Genomic DNA, 12,166 nt, shown 5'->3' with positions numbered 1-12,166 from the left:
TCGGGGTCGGCATGGTCCCCTCGCCCTCATCAACATCGACAAGCGGAATTCTGGAGGAACACGGGTGGGCGTATCGACATCCTCGACGACGGCATTGACGAGGCGTCCCTGGATCCTCTTCGCCCCGCTCCTCCTCGCCCTCCTCATCGGGGTCCTCGCCCCGGCCGCTGCGCGAGCCGAGGGCGCCGTGTCCAGCTGGGGCGCGGTCGCCGAGGAGATGGGTGAGATCCTGGATCAGGCCGAGAAGGACTATCTGGCGGGCGATGTCGAGGCGGGTAAAGACGGGGTGAATACCGCCTACTACCGGCGTTATGAGACCCTCGGCTTCGAGAAGCAGGTCATGGCGCGCATCTCGGGGAATCGGGTCTCCACCGTCGAGATGAAGTTCTCCCTCGTCAAGAAGGCGATGAGCGATCATGACGACGCTGCGGTCGCTCAGCACCTCACCGATCTCAAGAACTACCTGCGCGAGGACGCCAAGACCCTCGACGGCGCCGGGAACTCGGCTGTCTCGAACGACTACAGCCCGGGGGCCTGGGGGCGCGTCGCGAAGGAGATGGGTGAGATCCTGGATCAGGCCGAGAAGGACTATCTGGCGGGCGATGTCGAGGCGGGTAAAGACGGGGTGAATACCGCCTACTACCGGCGTTATGAGACCCTCGGCTTCGAGAAGCAGGTCATGGCGCGCATCTCGGGGAATCGGGTCTCCACCGTCGAGATGAAGTTCTCCCTCGTCAAGAAGGCGATGAGCGATCATGACGACGCTGCGGTCGCTCAGCACCTCACCGATCTCAAGAACTACCTGCGCGAGGACGCCAACACCCTCGACGGCTACGTCGGCGAGGCGGCCGCCCCCACGAGCCCTTGGCTCTCGGGCTTCCTCCCCTCGCTCCTCGTCATCCTCCGAGAGGGCATGGAGGCGATCCTCGTCGTCGCCGCGATCCTCGCCTACCTCGGCAAGGCCGGGCACAAGGACAAGTCGAAGATCGTGTGGATCGGGGTCGCGCTCGCCCTCGTCGCCTCCGCGGCCCTCGCCGTCCTCTTCTCCTCGTTCGCGAATCTCGCCGGAGCCAATCAGGAGCTCCTCGAAGGCTTCGCCGCCCTCTTCGCGGTCGCCATGCTCATCTGGGTCTCGAACTGGATGGTCTCGAAGTCCTCCAACGAAGCCTGGGACCGTTACATCAAGGGTCAGACGGATGCCTCGCTCACTCGCGGCTCCCTCCTCGGCCTGGCCGCCATCGCGTTCCTCGCGGTCCTTCGCGAGGGCGCCGAGACGATTCTCTTCTATGTGCCGGTCATCTCCCACGCGGGCGCGGCCATCGGGCACGTGTGGATCGGCATGGGCGTCGGCCTCGCCGTCCTCGTCGTGGTCTACCTCCTCATCCAATTCGCCGCCCTGAGGATTCCGCTGCGCCCCTTCTTCGCGGTCACATCGCTGCTCCTGGCGGTCATGGCCGTCACCTTCACCGGATCTGGCATCAAGGAGCTCCAGGAGGCCGACGTTCTGCCCCTGACGCCTCTTGACGGCCTCCCGACCATCGACCTCTTGGGGATCTACCCCCGAGTGGAGAACCTCTCCGCACAGGCAGCGGTTCTCGTCATCATCGTCGGCCTGTACCTCTGGGGGAAGCGGCGCATGCGCCGCGCGATCCCCGAGAAGTGACGAACCGTCGAACCATCCCACACTGACATGGAGTTTGATTCATGAAGCGCTCACTTAGCACCATCGGCGCGGCCGTCGCGGCCGTCGCCCTGATGACCGGCCTCTCGGCATGTTCTTCCCAGACCGCAGAGACCGAGAAGCCCGCGGAAATGGCCACTCAGTCCAGCGAGAGCGAGGCTGCTGCGCCCGGCGAGGACGCCGGCTTCGACGAGTTCCCCCTCGGCGACGACGTATTCTCCGGCCCTCTGAAGATCTCCGGCGTCTACTTCCAGCCGGTCGACATGGAGCCCCAGGTCCAGACCCCCGCCAAGGACTCCTCGATGCACATCGAGGCTGACATCTCCGCCGTCGAGGGCAACGATCTCGGCTACGGCGTCGGCGACTTCATCCCGGGCCTCAAGGTCGACTACAAGATCCTCGGTGCCGACGGCAACGCCGTTCTCGAGGGCACCTTCATGCCGATGAACGCCTCCGACGGCCCGCACTACGGCCTCAACCTGCCGAAGCTCGACGCCGGCACCTACACGGTTCAGTTCATCGTCCACTCCCCCGAGGAGAACGGCTGGCTCCTCCACACCGACGAGACCACGGGCGTCAAGGGGCGCTTCTGGACCGAGCCGATCACCGCGGAGTTCAAGGATTGGAAGTGGGACCCCTCCGCTGTAGAGTGGTGACCACGTGACGGACGGGCCGGAGGCGGACTCCGGCCCGTTGTCGTGCCCTCGTGATGACGCCGACGCGCCCCCGCGTCGCGACGACGAGAATAAGGATGAACGATGATCGAACAGATGAGCCAGGCGACTCTCGCGCTGCTCCTCACCGCTCTCGCTGCGGGAGCGGCCATCGGCGCGCTACCGGCGCGAGAGCGCGGCAGATCCGGTAGAGCCGCCCGGAGATGGGCCATCGGCATCGGTGCCGTCGCCGGGTTCGTCTCCGCCTTCGTCCTCACCCTCGTCAACACCCTCGCGCCTCGCGCCGTCAATCGGCAAACGGTCGCCCTGTGGACCCTGCCCCTGGCCGTCCTCCTCGCGATCGCCTTCGTTTCGCTCTTGGCGCTGCGGGCGCGCCGGGCGCCGAGCGCGCCCCTCGACTCCGCTCTCCTCCTCGTGATGAGCGCCTACCTGGCGCTCATCATCTTCCGCGCGGCTCCCACGGCGATGGCCCAGGCGGTCATGATGTTCCCTCGGGGAATCGAGGTCTTCGCGACGACTACGATGCTCGCCCTGGTCGGCTACGTCCTCGGCTGGCTCATCCCCCTCGCCCTCGGCGCCCTCTCCTGGAGGATCGTCTCCCTCGGTCGACGCAGGACCTGGCCGATCGCCCTCGTCGTGGCCGTCCTCGCCCTTACTCACGTCATGCTCGTCGTGCGCATCCTTCAGGCGCAAAGGGTCGTCTCGATGTCGAACGAGGCCTTCACCGTGCTCTCCTGGCTCATTAACCACGAAGCCGTATTCCCGATCGTCGCGATGTTCGTCCTCCTCCTCGTCGCCGCTCTCGTCGTCCGCGAGGGACGATCCCTGCCCCGAGTCGGCTTCAACCCCGCCGAGGGGCGCCTCTACCGCGCCCGCGCCCGCGTCTGGAAGACGATGGCCGGGGTGGCGGCGGGCGGCTACCTGTGCGGCGCGCTGCTGGTCACCCTCGGCGTCGTCGTCGGCTCCGCCGAAGTCGAGCTCTCCGAACCGGAGTCCTACTCCGTTGTCGAGGAGCGTGCGGTCATCGACATCGCGGACATCTCCGACGGCCACCTCCACCGCTACGCCTACACGACCTCTTCGGGGGTCGAGGTCCGCTTCATCGTCATCCAGAAGGCGGGCGCCTCCTTCGGCGTCGGCCTCGACGCCTGCGAGATCTGCGGGCCGACCGGCTACTACGAGAAGGACGGGAAGATTATCTGCAAGCTCTGCGAAGTCGCGATGAACATCGCGACGATCGGATTCAAGGGCGGCTGCAACCCCATTCCGATCGAGTACGAGGTCTCCAACGGGACGCTGACGGTCCCGCTGTCGGTCCTCGAGGCGAATGCGAGCGTCTTCGCATGAGCCCTCTCGTTTTCCGACCCCACAAGGGAGAGGATCTGATCCCATGATGTTCCTGAGAATGCTGGTGGGGGCTCTGGCGCGCAGGGGCGAGCGTCACCTCCTCATCGCCGTGACGGTCGCCCTCGGCGCCGCCGTGGCCACGTCCATGCTCTCGGTGATGTTCGACGTCGGGGACAAAGTCAACCAGGAGTTGAAGTCCTACGGCGCGAACATCGTTGTGCGACCGCGCGGCGCGGCGGTCCTCCAGGACCTCTACGGCGCTCACTCCCCCGCGCAGACCTTCCTCCGCGAGGACGAGCTCGGCCGGATCAAGACGATCTTCTGGACGTACAACATCCTCGACTTCGCCCCGCTGCTGTCCGTCGACGCGGTCGGCCCCTCGGGGGAGCCCGTCGCGCTCACCGGGACCTGGTTCGATCACCACCTCGACCTGGAGACTGAGGAGACGCTCGATACCGGCCTCGACAAACTGCGGGCCTGGTGGACGGTTACCGGCCAGTGGGTCGCAGACGAGGACCCCGAGGGTGCGATGGTCGGTGAAGGCTACGCCGCGGCGCATGGCCTCGCCCTCGGCGATCCCCTGACCCTGAGCAGGGACGGGCGCTCCGTTGAGCTGAAGGTGCGCGGGATCTTCGAATCGGGCGACGAGGCCGATTCCGGCGTCTACGCGAACCTGGCTGTCGCCCAGGACCTTCTCGGAGAGCCCGGAGCCGTCAGCTCCGTCGAGGTGTCCGCCCTGACGACCCCGGACAACGACCTGGCGCGGAAGGCAGCGAAGAATCCGGAGTCCCTGTCCGTGTCCGAGCGTGAGACCTGGTACTGCACCGCCTACGTCTCCTCCATCGCCTACCAGATCGAAGAGGTCATGACCGATTCCGTGGCCAGGCCCGTTCGGCAGGTCGCCGAATCGGAGGGGACCATCCTGGAGAAGACGCAGCTCCTCATGCTCCTCGTCACCGTCCTCGCCCTCGTCGCCTCCGCGCTGGCCATCGCGAATCTCGTCACCGCGAACGTCATGGAGCGCTCCGGGGAGATCGGTCTGATGAAAGCGATCGGGGCGAAGAACCGCTCGATCATCGCCCTGCACCTCAGCGAGATCGCAGTGGTCGGCCTCGTCGGAGGGGCCCTCGGCTACGGGGGCGGGATCGGGCTCGCGCAGATCATCGGGCGGATCGTGTTCGGCGCCTCGATCTCCTTCACCCCGGTCGTCCTGGTACTCGTCTCGCTCCTCGTCCTGCTCGTCGTCCTCAGCGCGTCGATCCCGGCCATCCGCTACCTGCTGCGGCTCAACGCCGCGGAAGTCCTCCACGGAAGGTGAGAGAGATGAAGCGTCGCACAATGTTCTGGCGGATGGTCTCCTCGTCGATCCTGAGGAGGCGCTCCCGCGTCCTCATCGCCGTTCTGGCCGTCGCCATCGGCGCCACGACCCTGTCGGGCTTGGCGACCATCGCCCTGGAGGTCCCCGCTCAGCTCGCACGCGAGGTCCGCTCCTACGGCGCGAACCTCGTTGTCTCCCCCGTTTCGGGGAAGGACTCCATGAGCGCCGAGTCCCTCGAGGCGATCCCCTCCCTCGTGCCGAAGGGGGCCCTCGTCGGCTCGGCGGCCTTCGACTACGAGGCGATCAGCGTCAACGATCGGCCCTACGTCGCCGCAGGAGCCGATCTGGAGTCGGTGCGCGCGATGAACCCGTACTGGTACGTCGAGGGGGAGTGGCCGCAAGGACCCGACGAAGTGCTGATCGGCGAGGAGATCGCGGACACGATCGGCGCTTCGGTCGGGAAAAGGATCTCCGTCGTCCGCCTCGAGGAGGCGGACGAGCGCGCCCAGTCCGGTGGGGCCGAGGCGAAGACGAGCGTCGACTTCACCGTATCCGGGGTCCTCAAGACCGGGGGCACGCAGGACTCCTACATGTACATGACCTCGCAGGCGATCTCCGCCCTGACCGGCGTCGAGGCGCGCGCGACGGTCGCGGAGTACTCGATCGCTGTCGAGGGCCCGGTCCTGGAGGGCGTCGTCGCGGCCATCAACGACTCCGTGCCCGGAGTGTCGGCGCAGGCCGTCAAGCGCCTCGCGCAATCCGACTCCGGCGTCATCTCGATGCTGCGCTCCCTGCTTGTCATCATCGCCGGCATCGTCCTCGTCCTCACCCTGATCGGGGTGTCCACGACGATGGTCGCCATCGTCGCCGAAAGGCGCAACGAGATCGGCCTGCGCAAGGCCCTGGGCGCGACTTCGCGCTCCATCGCCCTCGAATTCATCGGCGAGGGTGTGCTCCTCGGTCTGATCGGCGGTCTGATCGGCGTCGTCCTCGGGTACGGTCTCGCCTCGGGGATCAGCTACAACGTGTTCCACCGGAGCATCTCCCTTCCGCCGTTGATCGCTCTCATCACGGTCCTCGCATCCGTGGCCGTCGCCGTCCTCGCCTGCCTGCCCCCGGTGCGCCGAGCCGCCGCCGTCGACCCCGCCCTCGTCCTACGTGGAGAATGAAGGAAGAATCATGACAGACACGATGCCGACGCCCCTTCTCGATCTGGAGGGGGTCTCGAAGATCTACGGCGACCTCCACGCGCTCGACGACGTCTCCTTGACCATCGGGCGTGGGGAATGGGTCTCCATCGTCGGGCCCTCCGGATCGGGCAAGACGACCCTGATGAACATCGTCGGGTGCATGGACACCGCGTCCAAGGGACGGGTCCGCCTCGACGGCCAGGACATCTCGGATCTCACGGGGGACGAGCTCACGGAGATCCGCCGCTCCACGATCGGGCTTGTATTCCAGCAGTTCCACCTCATCGGGCATCTCACTGCGCTGGAGAACATCATGGTCGCCCAGTACTACCACTCGATGCCCGACGAGAAGGAGGCGATGGAGGCCCTCGACAGGGTGGGCCTCGCCGATCGCGCCACCCATCTGCCCCGTCAGCTCTCCGGCGGCGAGCAGCAGAGGGTGTGTGTGGCGCGCGCGCTCATCAACTACCCGAAGCTCATCCTCGCCGATGAGCCGACCGGCAACCTCGATGAGACGAACGAGAGGATCGTCCTCGACCTGTTCGGGCGACTCCACGAGGAGGGCACGACCCTCATGGTCGTCACGCACGACGCCCTGGTCGCCGGCCGAGGCCAGCGCGAGATCGCCCTCGATCACGGGCGCATCTTCAAGGAGACGTGGCACGATCACGACGCGCTCGAGGCGGGGCTCGAGTCGGGAACGGGGAAGAGCAAGGTGGATCTGCGATGAACGCGAAGCGCGGGGCCCTGAGGGCCGGGATCGTGGGACTCGGCGCGATGATGCTCGCCGCATGCGCTTCCTCGCCGGGCGTCGACATGAGCGTGCCGATGAAGGACGGTGAGTGGAAGGGCCGTTCGAACGCGGACGATCAGGGGGCGATCGGGGTCATCACGATCACGGTCGAGGGTGGCGACATCACGAGCACGAGCTACGAGACCCTCCAGGCTAACGGAACGGACAAGGACGTCGACTACGGGAAGAGCTCCTCCGGGGAGGTCTTCAACGAGGACTACTACGAGAAGGCGCAGAGGGCCGTCGAATCCTTTGCGCGCTACTCGCAGGAGCTCACCGAGAAGGACGATCCCGCGAAGGTCGATGTCGTGTCGGGCGCGACCGTCGCGCACCGCCAGTTCATCCAGGCCGCGATCCGGGCGATCTCCGCGGCCCAGGGGGTCGACGACTCTGGGGCGAACGGCGTGGAGATCCCGGGGCTGGAGGAGTCGACCCGCATCGGGGACGCGGATCTCGACAAGGACCTCGGCGGGACGGACCGCTAGCGGTGGGGGAGCGTCCGCTCGTCGAATTCGAGGTCGGCGAGGGCGGGGGCGCGCGTTCCTGGCGAGTCTCCTTCCCGGCGATGGGCACGCGCGTTGACCTCATCGGTGCGGGCGGGGATCTTCCGCACATCACGCGCGGGGTGTGCCGACTGGTCGCCGAACGCGAAGCGCTGTGGTCCGTCTTCCGCCCAGACTCGGACGTCTCGAGGATCAACTCCGGCGAGGGGTGGTGCGAAGTCGATCCGCGCACGGATTCGCTGCTCCTCGATTCCCTGGCCCTGTCGGAGGTGACCGGCGGGGCCTTCACTCCGCTGGCGGGGGCACTCGCGCGCCTGTGGGATGTCAAGGGCGCTCGAAGGTCTTTCCTCGCGAGCGGGCGCGTGCCCGAGGCCCCGTCCCAGGAGGAGATCGACGGGGCGCTCCGCTCGTGTGATCCGGCGCTCCTGGAACGCGACGAGGCCGCTCGCTGGCGTCTCGCGCGGGCCGTGAACGGGGGAGCCTCCCCGTCGAGGGGACCGGCCCTCGACCTCGGCGCCATCGCGAAAGGGGCGACCGCCGACGCGGTGCGCGACGCGGTCGTGGCGGCCGGCGCCGAGGGGGTTCTCGTCTCCCTGGGCACATCGTCCATCGCCGCTTTCGGACGCCGGTGGGACGGGAGGCCGTGGACGGTCGGCCTGCGGGAGCCGGGCGCGGCGGAGAACGAGTGGACGGGTAGCGTCGAGCTCTCCTCCTCATCGGCTCTGTCGACCTCGGGCGACTACGCGCCCGCATCATTCGACGCCGGTCGCCCGTTCCCGGAGGCGCTCGCCCACGAGACCTTCGATCCGAGGACGGGACGGCCGAGCGAATCGGGCGTTCTCCAGGCGAGCGTGATCTGCGCGTCGGGAGTCATGGCGGAGGCGCTTTCAACGGCCCTCCTCGTCGCCGGGGAGGAATGCGTCGACGGTACCCGTTTGGACGTCTGGGGGAGGGCGAGGGGACTCTCGACCCGCTGGGAGAGCGTCGTCGCGCGCGGGGATGGGATCGCCTTCTCCGAGGGGGCGGGGTGGGTGCCGAAAGGGGCTCGAGGAACGGGCGGATCCGCGCTCTGATCTCGCGATTCGTCCGAAGGCGTTCTCGTTCACGTTATGGTACGCTCCCCTGCGTGCTGCTTTCGAAGTGCCCCAGGAACAGTCGCGGAAGGCTCGTCTCGATCGACGTGGATTCTGTGTATCGCCTCCGCCTCCAAGAGCTCGGCCTGAGGCCGGGAGCGCGTCGGTGTCTCCGCCGGGAGGGCTCAGTCGGCCTTCGGGCCGCACGCGAGGAGGGTCGCGAGGTGGACGCCACCGCGCTCGGCGAGTTGGCCGGCCTGCGTCCTGCAGGAGAATCCATCCGCCAGGTACACGGCATCCGGGTGCTCGCTGAGCGCAGGTAGCAACGACTGCTCTGCGACCGCGACGGAGACCTCGTAGTGTCCCTTCTCCATGCCGAAGTTGCCGGCCAAACCGCAACATCCCGATAGTTGAGTAACCGTCGCACCCAGACGATCCAGTAGCGCGCGATCCGCGTCCCACCCCATGACCGAGTAGTGGTGGCAGTGTGGCTGAGCCACAACTTCAACACCGCTCAGGTCTGGTAGGTTCAACTGTTCATCCGGGACGGTCGCCAGTAGCTCAGCAAGCGTCACAGTATCCTTCGAGACCATCGCCGAACGCGGGTCATCCGCTAGCAGATCCAGCAGGTCATCACGCAAAACAGCAGTACACGACGGCTCCACGCCCACGATCGGGATGCCGTTCGCCGCGAATGGCGCGAGCGTGTCCAGCAGAGTCGCCAGATGCTTCTTTGCGCCCTTCAGCTGGCCCGTCGTGATCCACGTGAGCCCGCAGCACACATCCGGCGCGACGATCACGGCAAAGCCGTTCGTTTCCAGTAGCTCGGTCAAAGCGCGTGCTCCCGTGTCGTCCAGTGTCTGCGAGAAGGAATCCGCCCACACCACCACATAGCGACGGCCATCCGGGTCTGTGGGGGAAATGGGTGTCGCCGATTTCCTGGTTTTGCTCATTGACGAGGCCGGTCGGCCTCCGCCCTGTGACAGCTGGTCGCCAGACGTGGAGGCGACCTCGTCAAGGGGGGAGAAAGCGGACGACACCATCGAAGTTGTGCCACGCTTACGTGCCCAGCGCGAGAACCTGCCCGACTGCAGAGGTGGCATCGGACGACGTGAATCCAACCCGATCAGCCCGAACGCCAGCCGGCGTAGCACATCCACGCCGAGGAGAGCGTTGCCGACCTTTGCCAAACCGGGGATCGACGCCGTCAGGCGCGTCCAGCGTGGCAACCAGCCCAGCGTGTAATGCGACAACGGACGAGCCTTCCCGCGGTAACGGCGGAACAGCGTCTCTGAACGGTACTTCGCCATGTCGACCCCGGCCGGGCAGTCCGAGGAGCACGCCTTGCATGCCAGGCAAAGGTCGAGGGCATCGAGGACTTCCGCAGAATCGATCGCCTGAATCAACTGGCCGTTCGCCGCATCCTGCAGGGTGCGGGCGCGGCCTCGAGTCACGTCCTTCTCGTCCTTCGTCGCCTTCCAACTCGGGCACATGAACGTCCCCGAAATACCCGCGCGACACTTGCCCACGCCCGTGCAACGGTGAATTGCGTTCGTGAAATCGCCGTGATCCTCGCGGAACGCGAAGCCACCATCGGCGGGCATTGAACGCGCCGCGGGACGACGAAGGAAATGATCCACCAGATCAACGCCCGGCTGCGGATCAACGCGCGAAGCCGAGACAGCAACAGCGGCCGGCTTCAGTGAATAGGCGTCACCTAAAGCATGGCGACGTTCGGTTGCGGTGGTCGGGCTCATCGGTGCAGTCAACAAACCCGGATTCATCATGTTGCGCGGATCAAACAGAGCCTTCACCTGTGCAAACAAGTCCAGCATTGCCGGCGAATACATGAAGCGCAACAACTCTGTGCGAGCGCGACCATCACCGTGCTCACCCGACACAGACCCACCGTGCTTCGCGCACAGGGTCGCCGCGCGCTCCAAGAAGCGACGAGTGTGGGCGACACCCTCGTCAGTGTCCAATGGGTAATCAAGACGAACGTGGACGCAGCCGTCACCGAAGTGACCGTAGAGCAGGCCGTCAATGTCAAACTCATCCATCAGAGCAGTGAAATCACGCAGGTACGCGCCCAATTTCGCGGGCGGAACCGCGGCATCTTCGAATCCTGGCCACCCCTGCTCATTGCCTGTGCCGGACGCCGGATCAAACGGCGTACGGCCACCAAGACCGGCACCATCAGCGCGAATACGCCACAAGCGACCCGCATCGTCACCCGGCGGGTAAATCGCGACCGAGTCGGTGGTGGCGCTCGCGACCAAAGCGTGAGCGCGTTCCAGAGAATCCTCTGGCGAGCTTCCGCCGACCTCGCACATCATCCAGGCTTCGCCCGGTGGCAGTTCGGGGACAGTGCCCGGGCCTCGGTGCTGGCGAACAACATCGACGAGGCGCTTATCCATACCCTCAACCGCCAGAGGATGATGCTCCAAAAGTGCGGGCACGTCGTCGGCAACGTCGATCATGTTCGGATAGCCGAGGACGACCAAAACGGGAGACGTTGGCAGGTCAACAAGGCGAACCGTGACCGATAGGATCGTGACCAGTGTGCCTTCGGTGCCCACTAGCATCGCGGCAAGATTACGGTGACCTTCCGGCGTCGCATGTTCCAGCGAATAGCCGGATACTTGGCGTCCGAAGGTGCCAAGCTCAGTGCGGATCAATGCCAGGTTCGCATCTACAAGCTCTGTCAGACCCGGAACTTCGGGAATATCGGGGGCATGCTCGGTGGTTGCCGTGAATCGACGTCCCAGCCCGTCGATGCATTCGAGGGACACGATGTTGTCAGCCGTACGCCCCCAAGCGGTCGCATGTGGGCCGCACGCGTTATTGCCAACCATGCCCGCGATCGTCGCGCGATTCTGGCTGGACGGATCAGGACCGAAACGTAGCCCAAAAGGGGCCGCCGCGGCCTGCAAAGTTGCCTGCACGCATCCGGGCTCAACGACAGCGGTCTTTGCCTTGGGATCAATGCTGACCACATGGTTCAAATAGCGGGTGAATTCGATAATGAGACCTGGGCCAACAGCGTTGCCGGAGCAGGATGTGCCACCACCGCGCGTCGTCACCGGAACGCCGAAGGTGCGCGCCACGGCAAGCGTTGCCTCGACATCCTCGATCGATTTCGGGAACACAATCGCCAACGGTGGAATGCGGTACAGGCCAGCATCCGTGGAAAAGCGCGCGCGAGATCCCGTCGACGTATCTATATCGCCGTCGACCGCTTCGGTCAGAGCCCGCAGAAACTCCGGATCGATCTGGCTTACCGCAGCTTGCCGTGTTGCCGTCCCATTTTTCGGGGCAGGATCGATCGGCGTTGATGAATGCCCGGTTGTAGGGGCTGGATCCCACGTGACGCTCATAGGTGAATCTTCGCATGAGCTAGCCTTTTCACTGCTTTGTCGCATACTTTTTGGCGCCAATGCGTGAATCTGTGTGTTCGCCACGTGGAACAGTCCGTGACGAGGCCCTGAATTTGAGGGGGAGCATAGGCCGTAATTTTTATTGAGCCCCTAGTTTTTGGGCAGTGTTATGCGCCTGCCAGATGTGAAACAATAGGGGGACACTGTCGC

At 65.7% G+C, this 12,166-nt stretch carries 9 protein-coding genes; 8 read left to right on the top strand and 1 reads right to left on the bottom strand.

What is annotated here, in order from left to right; genetic code table 11:
- The first annotated feature begins 64 nt into the window (after positions 1–64).
- From QP442_RS01055 to QP442_RS01020, 8 genes are all read left to right on the top strand, one after another.
- Positions 65–1,663, top strand: a complete 1,599-nt coding sequence (locus QP442_RS01055; protein WP_219585618.1) for an FTR1 family iron permease — start codon at positions 65–67, stop codon at positions 1,661–1,663.
- 41 nt (positions 1,664–1,704) lie between these two features.
- Positions 1,705–2,337 (top strand): iron transporter, encoded by a 633-nt coding sequence (locus QP442_RS01050; RefSeq protein ID WP_006680756.1) that lies wholly within the window; start codon positions 1,705–1,707, stop codon positions 2,335–2,337.
- 102 nt (positions 2,338–2,439) lie between these two features.
- Complete coding sequence (locus tag QP442_RS01045) at positions 2,440–3,702, top strand: DUF2318 domain-containing protein (RefSeq protein WP_285069514.1); 1,263 nt, start codon at positions 2,440–2,442, stop codon at positions 3,700–3,702.
- 46 nt (positions 3,703–3,748) lie between these two features.
- Positions 3,749–5,020 carry an ABC transporter permease gene (locus QP442_RS01040; RefSeq protein ID WP_207326468.1) on the top strand — a complete coding sequence of 424 codons (1,272 nt, stop codon included), beginning with the start codon at positions 3,749–3,751 and terminating at the stop codon, positions 5,018–5,020.
- A 5-nt stretch (positions 5,021–5,025) separates the two neighbouring features.
- Positions 5,026–6,189 carry an ABC transporter permease gene (locus QP442_RS01035; RefSeq protein ID WP_006680759.1) on the top strand — a complete coding sequence of 388 codons (1,164 nt, stop codon included), beginning with the start codon at positions 5,026–5,028 and terminating at the stop codon, positions 6,187–6,189.
- A gap of 10 nt (positions 6,190–6,199) precedes the next feature.
- Positions 6,200–6,940, top strand: coding sequence for an ABC transporter ATP-binding protein (locus QP442_RS01030; RefSeq protein ID WP_006680760.1), 741 nt, complete (start codon positions 6,200–6,202; stop codon positions 6,938–6,940).
- Entirely contained in the window at positions 6,937–7,488 is a 552-nt protein-coding gene (locus QP442_RS01025; RefSeq protein WP_006680761.1) for an FMN-binding protein, read from the top strand. Before QP442_RS01030 ends, QP442_RS01025 begins: the two co-directional genes overlap by 4 nt.
- A gap of 2 nt (positions 7,489–7,490) precedes the next feature.
- Positions 7,491–8,579, top strand: a complete 1,089-nt coding sequence (locus tag QP442_RS01020; RefSeq protein ID WP_006680762.1) for an FAD:protein FMN transferase — start codon at positions 7,491–7,493, stop codon at positions 8,577–8,579.
- A 185-nt stretch (positions 8,580–8,764) separates the two neighbouring features.
- On the opposite strand, the gene QP442_RS01015 is transcribed toward QP442_RS01020, so the two are convergent.
- Positions 8,765–11,956, bottom strand: a complete 3,192-nt coding sequence (locus tag QP442_RS01015) for an FAD-binding and (Fe-S)-binding domain-containing protein (RefSeq protein ID WP_257878468.1) — start codon at positions 11,954–11,956, stop codon at positions 8,765–8,767.
- Positions 11,957–12,166 lie beyond the last annotated feature (210 nt).

Source organism: Pauljensenia sp. UMB1177, from assembly GCF_030217965.1.
Classification (GTDB): domain Bacteria; phylum Actinomycetota; class Actinomycetes; order Actinomycetales; family Actinomycetaceae; genus Pauljensenia; species Pauljensenia turicensis_A.
The sequence above is the reverse complement of the archived record's forward strand: the minus strand, read 5'-3'. Positions and strand labels throughout refer to the sequence as shown.